This window comes from Kaistella carnis, from assembly GCF_003860585.1.
Classification (GTDB): Bacteria; Bacteroidota; Bacteroidia; order Flavobacteriales; family Weeksellaceae; genus Kaistella; species Kaistella carnis.
Map to the genome: position 1 here is coordinate 2,935,811 of NZ_CP034159.1, position 23,143 is coordinate 2,958,953.

Consider the following 23,143-nt stretch of genomic DNA (forward strand, 5'->3'; position numbering starts at 1 on the left):
TACAGTTTAAAAAGATTTTTTAATAGTTCTAAAAGCAATATGAAAATAGTTATACCTATATTTGGATTTGGACCTGCAGGGGGCAGTAGAGTTTTATCGCAACTTGCAAATCATTGGATAATGCAAAAACATGAGGTAATTTTTATTTGCTATAAAGGTAGTACGGCTCCATATTATCCAACAAATGCTGAAATATATTATTTTGATAATAATGGAAATTTAAGTACTAATAACGATACTTTATATAAACGTCCTATTTTTGGGATATTAAAATTAAGAAAAATACTGGAAAAGGTTTTGAATAATTTTGATTGTGATATAATTTTAGCAAACCATTCATTAACTGCTGATCCTGTTTCAAGAAGTATAAATAAGGCGAAAAAATTTTATTACATTCAAGCTTATGAACCAGATTTTTATCACGGATTAAGTATTAAGAATTTCATTTTGAAGCGAATTACTATAAATTCATATAATCTTCAAAATTTAAATTTAGTTGTAAATTCGGAAATGTACTTCAACTATAATGAAATCAAAGCAAAAAGATATGTGCCGCCAGGATTAGATTTGAAGATTTTTTCTCCTAATCTTAATGAAACTAAATCAGATAAAGTAATTTTGGGTACTATTGGTCGTAAAGAAAAACATAAAGGCACTTCATATATTATTGAGGCGTTTAAGATACTAAGAGAAAAATTTGGAAATAAGATAGAATTACACATTGCATTTGGCGATAAAATTTTTGAGAATATAGAAGGAATTAAAGTATTTCATCCTAATGGAGATCTGAATTTAGCAAAATTTTATAAAAGTTTAAATGTTTATATTTGTGCACAAACTATTCAGTTGCAAGCAATTCATTACCCAATAATAGAGTGTATGGCTTGTAAAGTTCCTGTTATTACAACAGGTTATTATCCATCAAATAAATTTAATTCTTTTTTGATACCTATTGAAAACGTAAATGCAATAATAGATAAAGCAGAAGTTTTCATGCATACCAATATTAATGAAATAAATAAAATCAAAGAAATTGCTTTTAATGATATTCTTGAATTTGATTGGTCAAATGTTTCTAAAAAAATGATAAATTACTTCAAAGAATAAAAACTAATGACAATATATTATATAATATTTTTAATTGCCTTTTTTCTTTGCTTTTTCGATTTTGTTCCATATAAATTGCTGAAGACTATTGTTTATTTTCTCTTTACGGGATCATTAATTTATTTTGTTGGAAACAGACCGGTGGGAGTAGATAATGATAGCCCAATGTATGAAAGAATGTTTTATGCTTTTTCAAAGGCAGATTATGATGAAATTATTGAGGGCGGTGCAGGATTTGTAGAACCAGGCTATACAATTCTCAATAAAATCTTATCAATCTTTGGAGGGGACTTTTCTACATTGTTAATTGTCATGGCTTTTTTAACTGGTTTTTTAAATTATTATTACTTTAAAAAAAAATCAGTTTATCCTTTTTTATCTATATTGATTTACCTCTCCTTTTTCTTTTTATATAGAGATTTTACACAAATTAGATATGCACTCTGTTGTACGCTTTCATTTTGGTGTGTAGGTTATTTTATTAACAAAGAATATGTGAAATCCATCATGCTTTTTGTTCTTGCTGTTTCTTTTCACAATAGCGCTTTTATATTATTACCTGTTTTGCCATTTATTAATTTAATAAAAAATAGGTATTTGTATATACTACTACCTATACCATGTTTTGTTCTAGGTTATCTAATTAATTTCTTTCCATTATTATTAAAGTTTGGTTTTACCAACGACCATATGAGTATATATTTGAAAGAAGATGGAAGTGGTGGTCTAGCTGTTTCACTAATTGGATATTTTTTATTAATTATATATATATTGATTGATTATATTTCTAAAGAAAAAGTGTCTGGAAATAAAGAAATGTTTTTCTACTTTAGAATGATTGGTATTTCTGTCGCATTAAATTTTCTTTTTATTCAGTCCGCAATCTTTCAGAGATTTACATTATTGCTTTTTCAATTTTCGGTATTATTAATACCTTATCTAGTCAATCAATCGCTTAGATTTTCTAGAAAAAAAGAGATCTTTTTTATTTTTTATTTCTTCTTAGCAATATTTTTTACTTGGTACGGAATGAGGATGATAGATGAAAAACTAATAAGACCATATTAATGTAATTATGATAGACGTACTTTTAGCAACTTATAATGGTGATAAATATATAGAAGCTCAGATATATTCTCTTTTAACTCAAACTTATAAAGATTGGAAACTTATTATCCATGATGATGGCTCTACGGATAAAACTCTTGAAATTATCAAACAATTTCAAGAGAGGGATAGTAGAATTACCCTAATAGAAGATGGGATAAAATGCGGTGGGGCTGGAACTAATTTTCTTCATATTCTTAAGCATTATTCCACAGCAGACTATATTATATTTTGTGATCAAGATGATATTTGGTGGGAAAATAAGTTAGCGGTAATGTTATCTTATTTCAATGATAATGATATTCCACAAGGTGTTTTTGCTGGAGGGTATTTGTATTCTAATAAAAAAGGAATCATGGGAGATATACCTTCACCAATATTAAGCAACTTTGAGGAAGCATTTTTTATTGCAGGTGGGCTGCAAGGATGCTCATTTATGTTTAATAAAAAAGTAGCAAACATAGCTAATCAATATAATGGCTATATGGTGATGCACGATTTTTTGATTACATTAATAGTTTTAACTTTTGGTAAATTAACGTATATAGATAATAAATTAATGCTATATAGACAGGAACACGAAGGAAAAACAACGAGAAATGTTGAAAAAAATCGTATTGCAGTACTGAAAAATAGATTTCCTGTAATTGATGATATGCATTATAAATCATTATTAGGGTTTGTAGAAAATTTTTATAATCAATTAACGCCTGACCAAAAGTATAATTATGCTCAATTTCAAAAAATATATAATTCAAAAAATATTTGGCATAGATTATATATAATTCTTAGAAACCGATTTACTTTGGATAAGAGTATATTGAAGCTGATGATTAAAATCATTTTAAGACCATTTATTTAAACATGATTACAATTTTTACACCTACATACAATAGAGCTCATCTTTTACATAACCTTTATAATAGTTTATGTATTCAGACCGAAAAAAACTTTGAATGGTTAATTATTGATGATGGTTCTTCTGATAATACGCAGGAGGTAGTCCAAAATTTTATTGATGAAAATAGGATAACTATTCGTTATCAAAAACAAGAAAACCAAGGTAAGCATATTGCTATTAATAATGGGGTAGCATTAGCTAGGTGTGAATTATTTTTCATTGTAGATAGTGATGATGTTTTACCAAATGATAGTTTAGAAAAAATCATAGAAAAGTATCAATTAATTAAAAATAATAAAGATATAGTTGGTATTGCAGGTAGGAGAGGATACATTACTGGGGGCTATATAGGAACAAATAAAAAATATTCTGATATTATAACAACTTCGCTGAATTTTAGGTTTAATCATAGGATAGAAGGAGATATGGCTGAAGTTTTCAGAACAGAAATCTTGCGAAAATTTCCTTTTCCTTTCTTTGAAGGGGAAAAATTTTGTCCTGAGGCTCTTATTTGGCAAAAAATAGATCAGTTTTATAAAATGCTTTGGTTTTCAGATATAATATATAGGGGCGAATATATAGAAGGAGGACTTTCAGCAAATATTTTTAAAGTGAGAAAAAATTCTCCGAAGGCTAGTTGTTTATATTATTCAGAATTGTCAAAATATAATATTTCATATTTTCAAAAAATAAAAGCGGTCGCTAACTATTGGAGGTTTTCAATATATGATGATATTCCATTTCGAGAAAAATTGAAAAAAGTTTCTATTGTTAAAACTATAATTTCTTTACCTTTGATTACTCTACTATTATCAAAAGATGGGTTAAGATTATGACAGAAAAAAAATATTTTACCATAATACTTATGTTTGTTTATTTTGCTTTAAATGCAAAAGAATATAATGTCTTAAATTATGGGGCAATCCCTAATGATAATAAGGATGATTGGAATGCGTTCCAGAATTGTATTAATGAAGCAATAAAAGAAAACGATAAGCCATATATTTATGTGCCAATAGGTAGTTATAATATTTCAAGAGAATTAACTTTTGATTTCCTAGATAAGGATGTCAATTTTATTGGAGAAATTAATAAAAAGAATATTGTACCTACTTTAAATTTTACATCATCAACAAATTTAATATGGGCAAAGGGATATTTATGTAACCCGTCTAAAGGTGTTTTTAGAATTAATAATTTGATTATTAGCAGCAATAACCTTCCTTATTCAGTTAATCATCCTAAGGCAAATAAAGACCAATGGAGTGCTGCATTAGCGATAGCAGATAAATCTGAGGCGTATATCAATAATATTACTATAAAAAACTTCTACGGCCAAGGAATATATATTAGTGCAACACAGCAAGTAGGAATAAACGAAAATAGTCGCTTTAAATATGTAGAAATTATAAATTCAAAAATATTTGATGTTTGGGGATACAATCCTAAAAAAGATGATTATGGAGATGGAATTTATTTAGCAAATATCTCTTCGGCAGTAATAAAGAATAATATTATTTTTAATAATACGGTAAAAACAAAACAATTGGGAAGATGTGGGATAGTAGTAGAATATATGTCAGAGAATGTTCAGATTATCTGTAATGAGGTGAAAGGCGGATATGATAGACCCATTCATTTTGAAAGTACATTTGGTGGACATACAGTTCAAGATAATTTTTTTAAAGGCTCTGATATGGGGCTGATTTTATCTGAAAGCATTAAAGATTTAAATAAACCAATACTTTTTAAAAATAATTATTTTACTAATGAAGGACTGGAAAAACAAAATAATCTTTCAAAAACATTCGCAAAAGGAAATTATGGAGACAGGGCTTTAGCATATATTGTTACAGATGGTGATAGCAATGAAATTAAAATTTTATTTGATTCAAATATTTTTTTTGTAGACTTTAATTCGCAATATGATTCTAATGCATTAATAAATAATAGATCTAAAAATGTCAAGTTTAAAAATAATAGTTTTAAAACTTCAAATTCAGATCAAACAATTTATATTTTTAATTATGGGAAATCAAACTTTTATAATAATATAATGCAAAAATCAGTAATTTTAAAATAAATGAAGGTTTTACATGTTATAAATTCTCTTTTTATAGGGGGAGCTGAAAGATTGCTTGTTGAGACTTTGCCTTTGCTACAAAAAAATACGAACAATAATGTAGATTTAGCTCTATTAAATGCAAGTTCAACATCTTTTTATGAAAAATTTAAAAGTGTTAATAAGGGGGAAATTTTTGAATTATCGAAATCGAATGAGTATAATCCACTAAATATATTACGCCTTATCCCCTTGATGAAGAAATATGACATCATTCACGTTCACTTATTTCCTTCCTTATATTGGGTTGCCATTGCTAAGATGATAAGTTTTTCTAGAGTGAAACTAGTTTTTACTGAACATAGTACTGGAAATCGGAGGCTTCAAAGCCCACTGTTTAGAATAATAGATAAATTCATCTATCGTGCTTATTCTAAAATTATCTGTATCTCACCCGAAGTAAAGAATCAAATCGGAAATTTATTAAAAATTCCAAACGATCGGCTTGTCGTTGTCAATAACGGAATAAATCTTCGTAAAATTAAAAGTATAAAAGCACACCAACGAGAGGATTTCGGATATTATTCCGAGGATTGTATTATTGTAATGGTTGCCGGATTCCGTATAGAAAAAGATCATGAAACTCTCATAGCTTCCTTGAAATATTTACCAGCAAAATATAAACTTTTGTTAGTAGGTGATGGATATAGGAGGGCAGAAATCGAAAACTGTATCCATAAACTTAATCTTAATAACAGAATTACATTACTTGGAATTCGCTCGGATGTTTATGCGCTACTGAAGATGAGCGACATTGCCGTGTTATCATCTCATTGGGAAGGGTTTGGTTTGGCTGCGGCAGAAGCGATGGCTGCAGAAATCCCTGTAATTGCAAGTAATGTTGATGGTTTAGCACAAGTAGTAGAGGGTGGAGGAATTTTATTCGAATATGGAAATGTTGAGGAATTAGCACAAAAAATAAAGTGGGTTGTAGAAGATGAAAATATTAAAGAAGAATATATTTATAGAGGTGGACAGAAAGTTTTAAGGTATGATATTCAGGAAATGGTAAATAAGACTGTTGAAATATACACAAGGCTATAAATATTCTTTATTATTTGATTTTATTACTTTTCTACTTTTTTCTGGTTTGGAATTGTTAGAACAGAAACTTCTATAAATAAAAAGATAGATTTTTTATTCCTATCAATCATTATTATCTTCTTTTGTGGATTACGTCCTTTGAATTTGGATAAGAATTTACAATTGTATCGTGATTTTTTCAACTCTTTTTGCAGTTTTATTAATATGATATATAACAATGGGAAGATTACAAATAAAAAAATATCTGTATTTTCACTTTCTGAATTTGGCAATGCAAAGAATACTATCAATTAATATAGATATCTTTCACAAAATAAGAAAAGAATTGCTTTCCTTATGTATTCGAAATTTAGTATTTTTAATAGAAAATTTACAATAAAATGAAACCTGATAAAATTCTTCATATAATAACAATTTCATTTGTTATCAATCATTTTTTTGGCAAACAGTTCAATTATTTGAAAAAAAAAACAGGTAACCAATATCATTTAGGTTGCACTCCCTCAGAAGAGTTTACTCAGTTAGCAGAAGATTTGGACTACATTCCTTTTTCTGTAGAAGTGACTCGAAATATAAGTCCTTTTAAAGACTTGAATGCTGTTATAAAAATTTACAATTATATTAAGAAAAATCAGATAGAAAAAGTTGTTGGTCATACTCCCAAAGGAGGATTGGTAGCTATGGTTGCTTCTTATTTTGCTGGTGTAAAAGAAAGAATATACTTCCGTCATGGTATTATTTACGAAACAAGCACTGGTTTTAAAAGAACTTTGTTGAAAATGATTGATCGTCTTTCTGGAACTTTGGCAACAAAGGTTGTTTGTGTGAGCAAGTCTGTGAAAGAAATCAGTATCCACGATCACTTAAATGCCCCAGAAAAAAATGTCATTCTTGGATTGGGTACCTGCAATGGGATCGATACTGAAGATAAATTTAACCCCGAAACACATTCTATAGAATATCAGCAAGTACTAAAAAAATCTATTGGCATTGGTGATGATGATTTTGTAGTAGGCTACGTCGGAAGATTGGTAAAAGATAAAGGAGTTAATGAACTTATAGGGGCTTGGAACATTTTGAAAAGGAATCATAATAACTTGAAATTACTTTTGGTAGGTCCCATTGAGGAGCGTGATGCTATAACTTTTGAAAGTAAGAAGCAAATCCAAACCGATCCAAACATTATAAATACAGGTTTTGTGCTAAACGCTTCTTCCTATTTTCCATTAATGGATGTTTTTGTGTTACCAACATATAGAGAGGGTTTTCCAACTGTTTCTTTAGAGGCTTCTTCTATGGAGATTCCTGTACTCATTACACGAGCCACTGGATGCGAAGAATCCATTATTGAAAATAAAACAGGTCTTTTTATTAAAAATTCAGCGGAGGATATTGCAGAAAAAATAGAAATCTACTTTAACAATCCACAGTTAAGAAATAGTCATGGCAAATTGGGCAGGAAATTCGTACGTGAAAATTTCGAACAAACTAAAATTTGGGATCAAATCCATACCAAATTAAAATATTGAAATAGTTATGAAAATCACTATCACGGGCGCATCCGGTTTTGTAGGTTCTAATCTTTCAAAATATTTGGAAGAAAAGGGAAATACCATAGATAAATTATCTTTAAGAAAGCCTGATTTTTCTTTGCAGAAAGATGCAAAAGCTGTGATTCATTTGGCAGGTAAAGCCCATGATACAGCGAATACTTCCGCTGATGATGAATATTTTGAAATCAATACTGAACTGACAAAGAAATTGTTTGATGATTTTTTGAATTCAGAAATAAAAGATTTTCTCTTTTTCAGCAGTGTAAAAGCCACCGCCGATACTTTGGAGGGTATTTTGGATGAAAACCATCCTTCCAGTCCGCAAACGCCATATGGAAGATCGAAATGGGAGGCAGAAAAATATCTGCTTTCAAAAAATCTGCCGTCCGGAAAACGCCTGTTCATCATTCGTCCTTGTATGATTCACGGTCCGGGCAACAAAGGAAATCTAAACCTGCTTTACAAAGTGGTAGAAAAAGGCATTCCTTGGCCGTTAGCCAGTTTTGAAAATAGAAGATCATTTTTAAGTATTGACAATTTGAATTACCTGGTTGATAAAATCATAAATTCAGATATCCCTTCCGGAATTTATAATTTTGCAGACGATAAAGCCATCTCTACCAACGAACTGGTATCCATTATTGCGAAAACTTCTGGCAAAAGGGAAAAATTATGGCACATTTCCGCGGGTTTAATTTCGGGTGTGGCAAAGCTGGGTGATAAAATAAAATTACCCCTCAATACAGAAAGATTAAAAAAATTAACTGAAAATTATGTGGTTTCCAACCAAAAAATCAAAACCGCTTTAAATATCGATTCTTTACCAATTAGCGCTGAAGAAGGAATGAAAAAGACGATTGAATCATTTAAAAGTAGTAAATAACAATCATTATTTAAACTTAATCCTCCAGTAAAACAATTCTTATCAAAATGAACATAAAATTTGCATATTTTTGCAAATAATCTGATAATAAACACCTATGATGTATTTCGCTGTTTTTCTCGTGCTTTTTGTCTTAGAATTGTTCTATTTCAAAATTGCCGACCGATTTAATATCATCGATAAGCCTAATCACCGCAGTGCGCATACAGAAATTACCCTTCGCGGTGGCGGAATTATCTTTGCGATTGCTTTTTTGTTTTTTATGGGATATGAATTTTTCTTTAAAGGATACCGTTTTTCTTTGGACAATTCTTTAGAACCAAATTTCTGGATTTTCGGTGCTGGTTTGTTAACCATCTGTATCATTAGTTTTATTGATGATATGATGGACTTATCAACCAAGATTCGATTGGTCTTTCATTTCATTTCGGTGACTTTGCTACTATTTTTTCTTAATGCATTTCAGTTACTCCCGTGGTGGGGAATTCCCGTTTGTTATGTCTTGATTATCGGTATTCTTAATGCTTATAATTTTATGGACGGAATCAATGGAATGTCTGGGATTTATAGTTTGGTGGTTTTAGGTTCGCTATTATATATAAATCAATATGTAATTCCCTTTGTAGAAGCAGACTTTATCATTTATCCAATACTTGCCTCAGTAGTTTTTCTGTTTTTTAATTTTAGAAAAAAAGCAAAATGCTTTCTGGGCGATATCGGAAGTATGGGAATTGCTTTTTGGGTGATTGCTTTAGTGGCTTTGCTAATTTTAAAAACGGGCGAGCTGAAGTGGATTCTTTTTCTAGCCGTTTATGGTGTAGAAACCATTTTAACCATCTTAGAGAGATTAAAGCTGAAAGAAAATATTTTCCATGCACACCGTCGACATTTATACCAACTTTTGGCTAATGATATGAAAGTATCTCATCTTCTTGTAAGTACAGCTTTCGCATTATTGCAATTGATTATCAATTTCGTAATAATTGTGAATAGTTGGTCAGATTGGATAAATTTTTCATTAATTTTGCTTCCGTTGGTGATTTTATACCTCTTGATTAAGATTAAAATAAAAGAACAAATAAGTAATAAATAATCGTTTTTATTTTAGCGAACGATTGCTATAACTTCAGTAAATGATTTGTGCATATGATCTTTTATCATAAGAAATATAATGAGAGAGAAAGATGAACATCATTTCTATATTTAAAACTAAGTCTGCCTTTTAATGGAACAAAAAGTAAAAATAGCAATTTTAGGTTATGGCCATATCGGTAGAAAGCATGCAGAGATGGTTTTTCAAAATCAAGACTATCAACTCGTTGCCCTCATCGATCCTAAATTTAAATCTGAGAATCTGGACCAGAATATTTCGGTAGACCATTTCACTTCATTGCAGGATTTTTTACAAAGTGATATTTCTGCAGATGTTATCGCCATTTGTACTCCAAATGGATTGCATTATGAACAGACCAAACTGATTGTTGAAAAGGGAATTCATGCGATCATTGAAAAACCGATCACACTCAATTCTGAAGAAGCTCAAGAATTGGAGCAGTTAGCGGCTAGAAATAAGGTGCATCTTTTTCCGGTGATGCAAAATAGATTTTCCCCACCCGCCCTATGGTTAAAGAGTTTAATGGAGTCTAAAGTTTTGGGTAAAATCTTTATGGTTCAAATTTCCTGTTTCTGGAATCGGAATGATCAATATTATACCAAAGAATCCTGGCGTGGAACAAAAGCGTTAGATGGAGGTACATTGTACACTCAGTTTTCTCACTATCTGGATATTATGTATTGGCTTTTCGGGGATATTACCAATATAAAATCAAAGTTTGCAGATTTTAATCATACTGAGCTTACTGAATTTGAAGACAGCGGTATTGTGACCTTCGATTTTAATTCGGGAGGAATGGGAAGTTTTACTTTTTCCACCGCTGTTTGGAACGAAAATTTAGAAAGTTCCCTGACCATTATCGCAGAAAATGGCTCCGTGAAAGTGGGAGGCCAATATATGAATCACGTAGAGAAATGTGTTATAAAAGATTATAATGCTCCCGAATTGCCGGAAACCAATCTCGCGAATGATTATGGCAGCTTCAAAGGTTCTGCCCAAAATCATCAACATCTTTATAAAAATGTGATTGACTTTTTAAAGGAAGGAAAGGAAATTCATACCACTACAGACGACAGTGTAAAAGTGCTTAAAATTATTGAGCGTATTTACGCCCAAAACAATTAATACTAATTTTAAATGAAAATAAAAGAAACGCCCCTAAAAGACTGCTACATCATAGAACCTACCATCTTTACAGATGACAGAGGTTACTTTTATGAGAAGTTCAACGAACAGAAATTTGAAGAACTGACAGGTATGAATGGGCATTTTGTTCAGGATAATATTTCGAAATCTTCTTATGGTGTTTTGCGTGGACTTCACTTACAAAAAGGGGAACATTCACAAGCGAAACTGGTTTCCTGCCTGGAAGGAAAGGTGTTTGACGTGGCGGTTGATTTACGAAAAGACTCGCCAACGTTCGGTCAATGGTTTGGTGTTGAACTATCAGCAGAAAATAAACTTCAGTTTTATGTACCCAGAGGCTTCGGACATGGCTTTTCTGTATTAACCGAAACAGCGGTGTTTGCCTACAAATGCGACAATTTTTATAATAAAGAATCAGAAGGAGGCGTTTTGTGGAACGACCCAGATTTAAATATCGACTGGCGTTTACCCGAAGAAGACATTCAACTTTCAGATAAAGATAAAATTCAAGCTACCTTTGCAGAAGGCAATTTTTAAATACACTTATGAAAAATATTATCATTACCGGTGGAGCCGGTTTTATAGGGTCGCATGTCGTGCGGGAATTTGTAAAAAATAACCCTGATTCAAAAATTATCAATCTTGATGCGTTGACCTACGCGGGAAATCTGGAGAATTTAAAAGATATTGAAAACGAACCAAACTACGTTTTCGAGAAAGCAGATATTACGAAGGTTGAAGAACTCAGAAAAGTTTTTGAAAAGTATAATCCAGACGCTATTGTGCATTTAGCAGCAGAAAGTCACGTGGATCGGAGTATTGAAGATCCAAGTGCTTTTATTAATACCAATGTGAACGGCACTGCCAATCTTTTGAATTTAGCCAGAGAATTCTGGACTTTAAACCCAGATCATCAACATGGCAATTTCCCAAATGAAACCAGAAAGAATTTATTCTATCACGTTTCTACCGATGAGGTGTACGGAACATTAGGTGAAACAGGTTTTTTTACGGAAGAAACTTCTTACGATCCGAAATCTCCTTATTCTGCCAGTAAAGCTGCTTCTGATCATTTGGTTAGAGCCTACGGAAATACCTATGGAATGCCATTTATCATTTCCAACTGTTCTAATAATTACGGTCCAAATCATTTCCCGGAGAAATTAATTCCATTGTGTATCTCTAATATTATCAATGAAAAACCGCTTCCAATTTATGGAGATGGAAAATACACCCGTGATTGGTTATATGTTATCGACCACGCGAAAGCGATTCATCAAATCTTTTTTGAGGCTAAAACTGGAGAAACTTATAACATCGGTGGTTTTAATGAATGGAAAAATATTGATTTGGTAAAAGAACTGATCAAACAAATGGATGAGAAATTAGGAAATCCGGCAGGTCACTCCGAAAAATTAATTACGTACGTAAAAGACCGACCAGGCCACGATTTAAGATACGCGATCGATGCGACTAAACTCAATAAAGAATTAGGTTGGAAGCCTTCGGTAACTTTTGAACAAGGTCTAAGCAAAACCATCGACTGGTTCCTGGAAAATAAAGAATGGTTAGAGCATGTAACCAGCGGAGATTATCAGAAATATTACAACAAACAATACAATTAGTAATTGAGTTCTTGTATCATTGAGTTTTTGAGTTTAGAAATGCAAAAATTTTAATTATGAGTTTTGTGAAGTTCCATAAAGATTTAATTGTTTACCAGAAAGCATTCTCTGCGGCAATGGAAATTTATGTAATTTCTAAAAAATTTCCATTAGAAGAAAGATATTCATTAACTGATCAGATAAGAAGATCCTCGCGTTCAGTTAACGCAAATATTACCGAAGCGTGGAGAAAGAGAAGATATGAAATATCATTTATCAGCAAACTTAATGATGCTGATGGAGAAGCAGCAGAGACCCAAAATTGGTTAGATTTTGCATTTGCCTGTGAATATATTGATGAGAAAACTTATCTTGATTTATATAACACATATGATGAAATTTTAGGAATGATTGTTTCGATGACCATCAATTCTAGCAAATGGACATTCACTCAGACAAAAGACCCGAACTCAAAGTAACTCAAAGTTACTCAAATACTTAATCACTCAAAAACACAACCACTTAAGATGAAAGGAATAATTTTAGCCGGCGGTTCCGGTACACGCCTTTATCCATTAACGATCGCCGTGAGCAAGCAGTTGATGCCGGTTTACGATAAACCGATGATTTATTATCCTCTTTCAACTTTACTGTTGGCGGGAATTAAAGACATTTTAATTATTACAACACCGCACGATCAGGAAGGATTTATAAAACTGTTGGGTGATGGTTCTGCGATTGGCTGTAATATTCAGTATAAAGTTCAACCCAGTCCGGATGGTTTAGCGCAAGCGTTCATTTTGGGAGAAGAATTTATTGGTGACGATTCAGTTGCTTTAGTTTTGGGAGATAATATTTTTTATGGAACGGGTTTGGCGCAATTATTAGAAAGTAAAACCAACGTAAAAGGAGGTTGTGTTTTTGCTTATCAGGTTTCAGATCCTGAACGATATGGCGTTGTAGAATTCGATGAGAATTTAAAAGCCATTTCTATTGAAGAAAAACCGGAAAAAGCCAAATCTAATTTTGCCGTTCCAGGTTTGTATTTCTATGATAATTCCGTAGTAGAATATGCTAAGAATTTGAAACCCTCGGTTAGAGGAGAACTTGAAATTACAGATATTAACAGAATTTACCTGGAAAAAGGTCAGTTGGAAGTTGGCCTCATGTCCCGCGGAACAGCCTGGCTGGATACGGGAACTTTCGATTCTCTGCATGAAGCCTCTGAGTTTGTAAAGGTATTGGAGAAAAGACAGGGATTCAAGATTTCCTGTATCGAAGAAATTGCCTATAAAAAAGGCTTCATCGATAAAGATCAACTCCTGAAATCTGCCGAGAAATATGGCAAAAGTGGGTACGGTGATTATCTGAAGAAGTTATTGTAATTATTTTTAAATAGGAAAGAGGAATAGCAATGTTCCTCTTTTTTTATGCTTAAAAAAATAATTTATTTCTTAAGATAATAGAACTTGTATTTATCGCAGGGAGTTAGGCTAAACACGATTTACTTTTTAAAAAAAATAGTTCTTAAAAAATAAAAAATAATCCGCAGTTCCCATTTTTTTTCTACTTTTACTTAATGGCTGAACTATTTATTATTGGAATTTGCGTGGTACTCTTGATTTCTTATCTTTTTGATATTACCACCAAGTTCACAAAAATCCCTTCTGTAATCTTACTTCTGGCGGTCGGCTGGCTTTTAAATCAGGTGGGAGGGCTTTTCAATATCATTGTTCCGAATCTTAATGTTATTTTACCTATTTTAGGAACAGTCGGTCTAATTCTTATTGTTTTGGAAGGCTCACTGGAATTGGAACTCAATCGTTCAACAAAAGAGGTCGTTAAGAAATCAGCCGTTATTGCCTTGGTTCCTTTGGTCATTATCGCCATCGGATTTTCTTTATTTCTTAATTATGAATGGGGAATTTCATTCAAACAAAGTCTTATCAATATTATTCCTTTCTGTATCATCAGCAGTTCTATCGCTATTCCCAGTGCCATCAATCTTTCCAAAGATAAGCGCCAGTTTATCACCTACGAAAGTAGTCTGTCTGATATTATCGGTGTGATCTTTTTTAATTTTGCTACGTTTGGGACGGCCATCACGCTCAGTGGCGTATTTCATTTTGCGGGTCAGTTTTTGTTAATGCTTCTTATTTCATTGGTTTCCTCCTTGGTTCTTGCATTTCTTTTGGCCAAAATTGATCATCATATTAAATATGGACCGATCATCATCTTAAATATTTTAATTTATCAGATTTCCAAAATATACCATCTTCCGGCCTTGATATTTATTCTCTTTTTCGGGTTGGTATTGGGAAATATAGATGAACTCCGACATTTGAAAATCCTTAGAAATGTTCGATTCACTAAATTAAATAGGGAAGTCAAGCATTTTAAAGATGTGGTGATCGAAGCCACCTTTATTGTAAGAACTTTATTTTTTATCGTTTTTGGTTTCGTTTTAAAAACAGAAGATATCATCAATCAGGATTCTTTAGTATGGTCAATCTCCATCGTTGTTGCGATATATATTTTGAGAGCCATTTTTCTGAAACTGGGTAAAATGGATTTACAACCGCTTTTTTACATCGCACCGCGTGGATTAATCACCGTTCTTCTTTTTTTAAGTATCACGCCACAGCAGAGATTCCCGTATCTCAATGAATCAGTTGTTATTCAGGTCATCCTTATCACCACTTTTATAATGATGATCGGGCTTTTATTTGAGAAAAAAGTAAAACCCGAGATGCTTCGGTTTCCAAATTTCCGAAAAGAGAAACCCTCCGAAGAATAATTTTTCCCGATAATATGCTTACCTTTGCGCCCAATAAATTTTATAATGCGCACAAAATCAGTAGGAAAAAAGAAAATCAATATCGTAACGTTAGGTTGTTCCAAGAATGTTTATGACTCCGAAGTCTTGATGGGTCAGCTTAAAGCAAACGGTAAAGAGGTCGTTCACGAAGATAAAGGCGACATTGTGGTCATCAACACGTGTGGTTTTATTGACAATGCAAAAGAGGAAAGCATCAATATGATTCTGGATTTTGTTGAGGCAAAAAATCGTGGCGAAGTAGAAAAAGTATTTGTTACGGGCTGTCTTTCTGAGAGATATAAACCGGATTTAATTCGTGAGATTCCCGATGTTGATCAATATTTCGGCACCCGCGATTTGCCCCTTTTATTAAAACAGTTAGGTGCAGATTACAAGCATGAACTGGTGGGGGAACGTATGACCACTACGCCCAGACATTATGCCTATTTAAAAATTTCTGAAGGTTGTGACCGACCGTGTTCATTTTGCGCCATTCCTTTAATGAGAGGAAAAAACATTTCCACTCCCATTGAAAACTTGGTGATTGAAGCAGAAAAACTTGCCAAGAAGGGAGTTAAAGAACTTATTCTCATTGCTCAGGATTTAACCTATTACGGATTAGATATTTATAAGAAAAGAGCCTTAGGAGATTTGCTTTTGCGTTTGGTAAAAGTAGAAGGAATTGAGTGGATCCGCTTACATTACGCTTTTCCCACAGGTTTTCCGGAAGATGTGTTAGAAATTATCAAAAATGAGCCAAAGGTTTGTAACTATATTGATATTCCTTTACAACACATTAATTCAGATTTACTGAAAGCCATGAAACGTGGGACGACGCACGAGAAAACCAATGCTTTGTTGGATAAATTCCGGGAGAAAGTTCCTAATATGGCGATTCGTACGACATTGATCGTAGGATTTCCGGGAGAAACAGAAGAGCGGTTTCAGGAAATGAAAGAATGGGTTCGGGAGCAAAGATTCGATCGTTTAGGCTGCTTTACGTATTCGCACGAAGAAAATACAACGGCTTTCGTTTTAGAAGACGATGTTCCACAGGAAGTGAAAGAAGCGCGTGTAGAAGAGATCATGGAATTACAGTCCCAAATTTCCTGGGAGAAAAATCAGGAGAAGATCGGGCAAACCTTCCGTTGTATTTTCGATAGAAAAGAAGGAAACTATTTTGTCGGCCGTACAGAATTTGATTCTCCGGATGTGGACAACACTGTTTTGGTTCCGGCAGAAAATACCTATTTATCAATTGGTGAATTTGCTGATATCAAAATTACATCAGCAGAAGAGTTTGATCTGTACGGTGAATTGGTTTAGAATTTAGCATTTTTTGACTGATTTTTTATCAGATTCACAAATTTTTTATCTATAAAAATACTTTTAGAATTTCTAAAAGTATTTTTAGTTTAATGTATTGATAGTGAATTTGTTACGGTTGTAAAATGGATGGTGTTATGTAGTGTTTAGTTAATAAAATTAACATTTAGCTCCTAATTTTAACACAATTTAAGAATCTTTGTCAGTTACCGCTATAAGCAAGGATGCGAGGTTTGTTAACAAAAAATTAACAATTCCTTAAGAGAGTTTAACCTATCAATTATTGGATTATTAGATAGTGGAATAAATTTGCAGAGTCAAAACCAATAAAAATAATTCAAAATGGTGAAAAGAGGAATACTCCTAATCATAATGATGATTTCAACACTCGGTATTTATTCATTTAACAACTATAATGCCGAAGATGCTAAAACAAGTTTTGCATCGTTCTACCACGATAAGTTTAACGGTAGAAAAACCGCAAGCGGAGAGATTTTCAGTAATTCAAAAATGACCGCTGCAAACAGAACCCTTCCATTCGGAACTAAAGTTAAAGTAACCAACCTGAGATCAGGAAAAAGTGTAATAGTAGAGATAAACGACAGAGGTCCTTTTCATTCTTCCAGAGCACTAGATCTTACAAAAGCTGCGTATAAAGCCATTGGCGATCCTAAAAAAGGAACAATGCCCGTAGAATATGTGATTGTCAATGATGACGAGATGTAGATCAGGATTTAAAACAAATCAAAGCCGATTCAATAGAGTCGGCTTTTTTGTGCAATCAATTCAGTCATTGAAAAGAGATTGATTTGGGCGACTTTTTCCGCCCTCCATTCCCGCTTTTTTGCTCCACTGCGTTTCGCAAAAAGAGCTCCATTCAGGTCGGGTCGCACGCGGTCTTCTTTTCAACCTTCGTCATTATAATCAGCTTCCTGTTCCTGTTCAATCACAATTCAATCTAAATCTAAAGCTTAACCTTAACCTTAACCTTAACCTTAACCTTAACCTCACGCTTAACCTTAATAACCTAACGAAGCTCGACCATGACCGGACAATGATCCGAATGCACCGCTTCTTTTAAAATCACCGCTCGCGCTAATCGATCCTTTAACGAATAAGAAACGAAATTATAATCCAGACGCCAGCCTTTATTTCTGGCGCGGGAATTCTGGCGGTAACTCCACCAGGAATAATGATCCGGCTGATCATTAAAAAAGCGAAAACTGTCAATCAGTTCACATTCCTCAATAAATTTCGTCATCCATTCTCTCTCCATCGGCAAAAACCCGGAGGTGTTCTTTAAGCCTTCCGGATTATGAATATCAATCGCGTGGTGGCAAATATTGAAATCACCGCATATTATAAGGTTCGGAACCGTTTTCTTTAGCTCTTTAATGTAGTTCAGAAAATCGTAGCAGAATTTCATCTTGAAATCCAGTCGCTCTATATTTGAAGCAGATGGAACGTACACCGAAATCACCGAGAAATCCTCAAAGTCTGCGCGGATAATTCTTCCTTCCGAATCGTAATGTTCGATACCGCATCCATATTCAATATGTTTCGGTTGAACTTTAGAAGCGATTCCAACGCCTGAATATCCTTTCTTCTGCGCAGAATGCCAGTAACTGAAATACCCGTTTTTTTCCAGGCTTTCGATATCGATTTGATCGTTGCCTGCTTTGCTTTCCTGAATGCAGATAACATCAGGATCCGCCACTTTTAACCACCCTAAAAAATCTTTGGTAAAAGCGGCTCGAATTCCGTTCACATTATAAGAAATGATTTTCATGAAATTAAAATTTTTGATAAATAAAGTAACCGAGAACAATTAAAGCCATGATGATCAGCAAGGGTTTCCATTTGCTCCAAAAGCTTTCTTGGACAAATAAAGCGCTTTTTTTTGAATCATTAATTGTGTCTTTTAAGTATTCTTTTTCATATTCCGCGATTTCAGGCAGTGGGCCAAAAGCTTTTTTTACTTTGGGCCAGTCGCGATCATCCGGGAATACGCGTTTTTCCTCCCCATTTCCTTCCCTTAAATTCAGGCCTACTTTTCCACCTTCATTTTTGTAACTAACATTTAGACTGTCGCCTTTAGGTTTGTGTCTAAAGATAAACTGATCTTCTCCATTTTGAATACTCTGGAGCAAACTCAACGTGTTGGCTAAATCCAGCTTCGTCCGTGTATCAAAGATTCGGATGGCATCAATTAACTTTTCCTGTTCCAACAGGTCCAAAATTTCTTGCTTATCGATTCCAAAATCTTCCAAAGCGGTTTTTACGTCTTGCATGAGTTCATTTTTTATAAAGCAGTTCAATTCGAAATACAATTTAAATTAAAAAATTGAATGTTCCGTAAAAACACAAAATTATAAGACTTGCTTTCATCGTATAAAACTCCGAAGTGATTCCAATAACGTACTCAAATTGTTAAAGTAAAATTTGAGTTGAATAATTATATATCTTTGTTTGGCGCTCAGGGCGGTTTAATAATGGTAAAAATCATACTTCTTTTCATGATATTTAATTTCGGAATAATTCCGCCATATTTTGCGACCCAGAAAGTCAACGAAAATCTATCACAAATGAGCATAAATAAAGAAGGTGTTTATGATGCTTATTTATGGACCTCTTTTTTTAATGAGAAAAGCAATGATTATTTGATAGCCTTGCTGGAGAAGTGGAATATCAAAAAGGTCTTTCTTTCCGTAAATTCTACAATGGATTTGTCAAAACTTAAATCTTTTCAAACCTTAGCTTCCGAAAAAGGAATACAGGTAGATTTCCTCGTTGGTGAAAATTCTTACGCGGAAGAAACGGATGGCTTTGTGCATCTGGAAAAAGTGATGTTGACGGGTAAAAATTTGGGTTTTAAAGGAATTCATCTGGATATCGAGCCACATACTTTCGATGATTATGAGGATCAAACAGCCAAATATTCCGAAATACAGGTGAATCTTTTTAGGGAAGCTAAAAAATGGTGCGACGCGCATGGAATGGATTTAAGCGTAAGTGTTCCCATGTATCTTCCTATAAAAGTGGCCCGGACGCTGGGCAGAAATAATATCACGACTCATATTATGGCCTATGGCAATTCGAGCCTCGACTTTAAATTAGAACAGACACAAAAAATGCGGAAAATCTTAAAGAAGAATGATCGCTGGGCCTTTGAGATTGAAGATTTTTCCGATTATGAAAGCTTAAAGGAAACCGAAAATGAATTAATTAAAAGAGGGATTACCGAATTTACTTACCATGATGTAGCGCAGATGGACGGTTTTAAAAAATAATAAAATATTTTTCTCCGTCTACAAATGGTCGACCCTTAATTTCATAACATAAAAAAGCGGAAAAAATCAAAGATTTTTTCCGCCTCAGAACCCAAAATTAAATAAACTATGAAAAAAACTATTTGGGTTCTAAAATGCTGATCGGAATAATACATTCCTCCAAAGAAATGCCACCATGCTGATAGGTTTCCTTATAATAATTTACAAAATGATTGTAATTTTTCGGGTAAGCTAAAAAGATATTATTCTTCGCGAAAATATATTTCGAACTAAGATTTCCTTTCGGTAAAAATAATTTCTCCGGATTAGAAATCGCCCATACATCATTGTTTTCGTAAGTTAAACTTCTTCCTGTTTTGTACCGAATGTTCGTTGATGTTTCTCGGTCTCCCACAACTTTACTCGGTTTTTTCACATAGATCGTTCCGTGATCTGTCGTAATTACCAATTTAAATCCGTTTTCTGCAGCCTGTTTAATGATCTTTAATAAAGATGAATTTTCAAACCAGGTGTACGTTAAAGATCGGAATGTTTTATCATCTCTGATCAGCTGATTAACAATGACATTGTCGGTCTTTGCATGAGAAAGAATATCGATGAAGTTATAGACTACTACCAATAGATCATTACTTTTGTGTTGATTAAAATCTTCTAAAACCTTACGTTCGAAATCGGCATTCAATATTTTCAGATATTTCATACTTTTTCCAGAAAGGCCCAGGCGTTTCATTTGATCTTCCAGAAACTCTCGTTCGTGTTCGTTTTTATTACCGTCTTCATTATCATTGATCCAATGCTGTGGAAATCTTTTTTCAATTTCTGAAGGCATCAAACCTGCAAAAAATGAATTACGTGCATATTGAGTGGCAGTCGGTAAAATACTGTAATAGTAATCTTCAGAAGTTTTATTATAAAACTTCGTGAACAAAGGCTCAATCACTTTCCACTGGTCGTATCGTAGATTATCAATCATCAATAAGAGCACTTTTTCCTTTTCAACTTCCGCCTTTATTTTGTCTTTAAATAAAGTGTGACTCATCATCGGTTTGTCGGCAGAAGTGAGCCAGTCTTCGTAATTGTTTTCTATGAATTTAGAAAACTGAATATTTGCTTCCTCTTTTTGTGACTGTAATAAATCTGAGAATTCATTATCAAAAACTTTATCAAATTTAATTTCCCAGTTCAGGATTTTCTTATAATATTCTGCCCATTCTTTATAAGTTTTCAGGTAAGAAAGTTCCATAGAAAGGTTTCGGAATTCCTGCTGATATTCTAAAATTGTTTTCTGCTCGACCAAAGTGTCTTCCTGTAGGTTTTTCTTCAAAGACAATAATATTTGATTGGGATTAACAGGTTTCAAGATGTAATCCGCAATCTGCGACCCGATCGCCTGCTCCATTATTAATTCCTCTTCATTTTTCGTCACCATTACAATCTTAATGGCCGAGTCGATGTTCTTAATCATCGGGATGGCTTCCAGACCAGAAATCCCCGGCATGTTTTCATCCAGCAAAGCCAGTTGAAAATTTTCTTTTTCTATCATTTCCAAGGCTTCGTTCACGTTATTCACGGGGGAAACTTCGTAACCTTTATTTTCTAAAAATACAATATGAGGCTTAAGTAAATCTACTTCATCATCAATCCAAATCAGTTTTGACATCCATTTATCGGTTTAGGGTTTTATAGAGCGCACTTAAATTTTACCGTTTTGTAGCGGTTGTTCTGCTCTTATAGTGATGTCAAAAATACAACGAAAAACTGCCAACTTTTCTTTAAAATGGAGTTAAAGTTCCGTTAAATTTAAATGGAATGAATAAACTTTCCTTCGCATCCTTAACCTGATATTAATGTCAACCTTAAAACAAAAACGTAAATTTGTACCATTCAAGTTTTGACGATGACCAACAAGTTTAAAATTATCAACGACCCCGTTCACGGATTTATCAATATTCCGCATGAAATTCTTTTTGATGTTATTGAACATCCCTATTTTCAAAGGTTACGGCGGATTTCACAAACCGGTTTGCTGAATTTAATTTTCCCGGGAGCGACACATACAAGATTCCATCATGCTTTAGGCGCAATGCATTTAATGTTTACTGCGTTGGAAACCTTAAAATTAAAAGGTGTAGCGATTTCTAAAGATGAAGAGAAGGCCGCCATGCTCGCAATTTTGCTGCACGATGTTGGACATGGCCCATTTTCTCATGCTTTAGAAAATATGTTAATGGATGATTGGCACCACGAAAAACTTTCATTGCTGCTGATGAATAAAATGAATGAGGAGTTTAATGGTGAATTGTCGGTTGCCATAGAAATGTTTCAGGGAAAATACCACCGAAAATTCTTTAATCAGTTAATTTCCTCTCAGCTTGATGTTGACCGTTTGGATTATTTAAAACGCGACAGTTTTTATACCGGCGTTGTAGAAGGGAATGTAAATACCCAGCGAATCATTTCGATGATGAACGTTGCAAAAGATGAATTGGTCATTGATGCAAAAGGAATCTATTCCATCGAAAATTTCCTTACCGCAAGAATGTTTATGTATTGGCAGGTCTACTTTCATAAAACCGCAGCAATTGCTGAATTTCTCTTGGTTAAAATTTTAGCACGTGCGAAATTCCTGGTTTCTACGGGGGAAATACTTCCTGCCTCCGAGAATCTGTCCTATTTTTTATATAGGAACGAATTCGAAAAAGCAACTCAGGAAGACATTAACCGATTTACGGAACTAGACGATAATGATATCATTCAGGCAATTAAATTTTGGGCAAAAAATGATGACATCATTCTTTCTTATTTTTGCAAATGTATCATTCAAAGAAAGTTCCCCAAAACAATCATTTCTTCAAAACCCGTTGATAACGAATTTATTAACGATAAGATACAGAAGACAGAAGAGAAATTCGGTAAGGGTAGTGGCGCAGAACTGGTCGATCAAATTTCCCGTGATCTGCTTCCTTACAACAGTGAAGAGCAGCCGATTTACCTTTTGCAGAAAAACGGGGATATCGTGTCGCTGGACCACTCTGAAAACCAGATCCTTTCCTCCTTCATCAATCAGTTGAATACCAAGTATATCTTATCTTTTCCACGGGAAATTTAAGAAGATTTTTCTCGGTTAA

Annotated in this window: 22 protein-coding genes; 19 read left to right on the plus strand and 3 right to left on the minus strand. The window is 33.3% G+C overall.

Features of this window, described 5'->3' with window-relative positions; translation table 11 throughout:
- Window positions 1-39: 39 nt before the first annotated feature.
- The 17 genes from EIB73_RS13585 to EIB73_RS13665 all read left to right on the plus strand — a co-directional run bounded on the left by EIB73_RS13585 (window position 40) and on the right by EIB73_RS13665 (window position 17,451).
- Entirely contained in the window at window positions 40-1,107 is a 1,068-nt protein-coding gene (locus tag EIB73_RS13585) for a glycosyltransferase (RefSeq protein WP_125025777.1), read from the plus strand.
- Between the two features lie 6 nt (window positions 1,108-1,113).
- Window positions 1,114-2,175 (plus strand): EpsG family protein, encoded by a 1,062-nt coding sequence (locus EIB73_RS13590; RefSeq protein WP_125025778.1) that lies wholly within the window; start codon window positions 1,114-1,116, stop codon window positions 2,173-2,175.
- Window positions 2,176-2,182: 7 nt separating this feature from the next.
- A complete protein-coding gene (locus EIB73_RS13595; RefSeq protein ID WP_125025779.1) occupies window positions 2,183-3,076 on the plus strand; it encodes a glycosyltransferase in 894 nt (297 codons plus the stop codon).
- A gap of 2 nt (window positions 3,077-3,078) precedes the next feature.
- On the plus strand, window positions 3,079-3,951 hold the full coding sequence (locus tag EIB73_RS13600; RefSeq protein WP_228411249.1) for a glycosyltransferase family 2 protein: 873 nt from the start codon (window positions 3,079-3,081) through the stop codon (window positions 3,949-3,951).
- Window positions 3,948-5,198, plus strand: a complete 1,251-nt coding sequence (locus EIB73_RS13605; RefSeq protein ID WP_125025781.1) for a right-handed parallel beta-helix repeat-containing protein — start codon at window positions 3,948-3,950, stop codon at window positions 5,196-5,198. Before EIB73_RS13600 ends, EIB73_RS13605 begins: the two co-directional genes overlap by 4 nt.
- Window positions 5,199-6,281, plus strand: a complete 1,083-nt coding sequence (locus EIB73_RS13610; RefSeq protein WP_125025782.1) for a glycosyltransferase — start codon at window positions 5,199-5,201, stop codon at window positions 6,279-6,281.
- Window positions 6,282-6,661: 380 nt separating this feature from the next.
- A complete protein-coding gene (locus tag EIB73_RS13615) occupies window positions 6,662-7,810 on the plus strand; it encodes a glycosyltransferase family 4 protein (RefSeq protein WP_125025783.1) in 1,149 nt (382 codons plus the stop codon).
- 7 nt (window positions 7,811-7,817) lie between these two features.
- Window positions 7,818-8,717, plus strand: coding sequence for an NAD-dependent epimerase/dehydratase family protein (locus EIB73_RS13620; RefSeq protein ID WP_125025784.1), 900 nt, complete (start codon window positions 7,818-7,820; stop codon window positions 8,715-8,717).
- Window positions 8,718-8,814: 97 nt separating this feature from the next.
- Window positions 8,815-9,810 (plus strand): MraY family glycosyltransferase, encoded by a 996-nt coding sequence (locus tag EIB73_RS13625; RefSeq protein ID WP_125025785.1) that lies wholly within the window; start codon window positions 8,815-8,817, stop codon window positions 9,808-9,810.
- A gap of 132 nt (window positions 9,811-9,942) precedes the next feature.
- Window positions 9,943-10,956 carry a Gfo/Idh/MocA family protein gene (locus EIB73_RS13630; protein WP_125025786.1) on the plus strand — a complete coding sequence of 338 codons (1,014 nt, stop codon included), beginning with the start codon at window positions 9,943-9,945 and terminating at the stop codon, window positions 10,954-10,956.
- Between the two features lie 12 nt (window positions 10,957-10,968).
- Complete coding sequence (gene rfbC, locus EIB73_RS13635; protein WP_125025787.1) at window positions 10,969-11,514, plus strand: dTDP-4-dehydrorhamnose 3,5-epimerase; 546 nt, start codon at window positions 10,969-10,971, stop codon at window positions 11,512-11,514.
- Window positions 11,515-11,522: 8 nt separating this feature from the next.
- Complete coding sequence (rfbB, locus tag EIB73_RS13640; RefSeq protein WP_125025788.1) at window positions 11,523-12,602, plus strand: dTDP-glucose 4,6-dehydratase; 1,080 nt, start codon at window positions 11,523-11,525, stop codon at window positions 12,600-12,602.
- 56 nt (window positions 12,603-12,658) lie between these two features.
- On the plus strand, window positions 12,659-13,060 hold the full coding sequence (locus EIB73_RS13645; protein ID WP_125025789.1) for a four helix bundle protein: 402 nt from the start codon (window positions 12,659-12,661) through the stop codon (window positions 13,058-13,060).
- Between the two features lie 48 nt (window positions 13,061-13,108).
- Window positions 13,109-13,966: a glucose-1-phosphate thymidylyltransferase RfbA gene (gene rfbA, locus EIB73_RS13650; RefSeq protein WP_125025790.1), complete on the plus strand. Its 858-nt coding sequence runs from the start codon at window positions 13,109-13,111 to the stop codon at window positions 13,964-13,966.
- A 194-nt stretch (window positions 13,967-14,160) separates the two neighbouring features.
- Complete coding sequence (locus tag EIB73_RS13655; RefSeq protein WP_125025791.1) at window positions 14,161-15,378, plus strand: cation:proton antiporter; 1,218 nt, start codon at window positions 14,161-14,163, stop codon at window positions 15,376-15,378.
- A gap of 45 nt (window positions 15,379-15,423) precedes the next feature.
- The gene (rimO, locus tag EIB73_RS13660) at window positions 15,424-16,725 is read left to right on the plus strand and encodes a 30S ribosomal protein S12 methylthiotransferase RimO (RefSeq protein ID WP_125025792.1); all 1,302 of its coding nucleotides are present in this window, start codon (window positions 15,424-15,426) and stop codon (window positions 16,723-16,725) included.
- A gap of 342 nt (window positions 16,726-17,067) precedes the next feature.
- Window positions 17,068-17,451 (plus strand): septal ring lytic transglycosylase RlpA family protein, encoded by a 384-nt coding sequence (locus EIB73_RS13665; RefSeq protein ID WP_125025793.1) that lies wholly within the window; start codon window positions 17,068-17,070, stop codon window positions 17,449-17,451.
- 301 nt (window positions 17,452-17,752) lie between these two features.
- Here the strand turns inward: EIB73_RS13665 and EIB73_RS13675 are convergent, their stop codons facing one another.
- On the minus strand, window positions 17,753-18,514 hold the full coding sequence (locus EIB73_RS13675) for an exodeoxyribonuclease III (RefSeq protein WP_125025795.1): 762 nt from the start codon (window positions 18,512-18,514) through the stop codon (window positions 17,753-17,755).
- Between the two features lie 4 nt (window positions 18,515-18,518).
- Window positions 18,519-19,016 (minus strand): hypothetical protein, encoded by a 498-nt coding sequence (locus EIB73_RS13680; protein ID WP_125025796.1) that lies wholly within the window; start codon window positions 19,014-19,016, stop codon window positions 18,519-18,521.
- Between the two features lie 294 nt (window positions 19,017-19,310).
- Between EIB73_RS13680 and EIB73_RS13685 the strand changes: the two genes are divergently transcribed.
- Window positions 19,311-20,015 (plus strand): hypothetical protein, encoded by a 705-nt coding sequence (locus EIB73_RS13685; RefSeq protein WP_125025797.1) that lies wholly within the window; start codon window positions 19,311-19,313, stop codon window positions 20,013-20,015.
- A gap of 118 nt (window positions 20,016-20,133) precedes the next feature.
- Here the strand turns inward: EIB73_RS13685 and porX are convergent, their stop codons facing one another.
- Window positions 20,134-21,675 (minus strand): T9SS response regulator signal transducer PorX, encoded by a 1,542-nt coding sequence (gene porX, locus EIB73_RS13690; RefSeq protein ID WP_125025798.1) that lies wholly within the window; start codon window positions 21,673-21,675, stop codon window positions 20,134-20,136.
- A gap of 237 nt (window positions 21,676-21,912) precedes the next feature.
- On the opposite strand from porX, the gene EIB73_RS13695 reads away from it, so the two are divergent.
- Window positions 21,913-23,124: an HD domain-containing protein gene (locus EIB73_RS13695; protein WP_125025799.1), complete on the plus strand. Its 1,212-nt coding sequence runs from the start codon at window positions 21,913-21,915 to the stop codon at window positions 23,122-23,124.
- The last annotated feature ends 19 nt before the right edge of the window (window positions 23,125-23,143 follow it).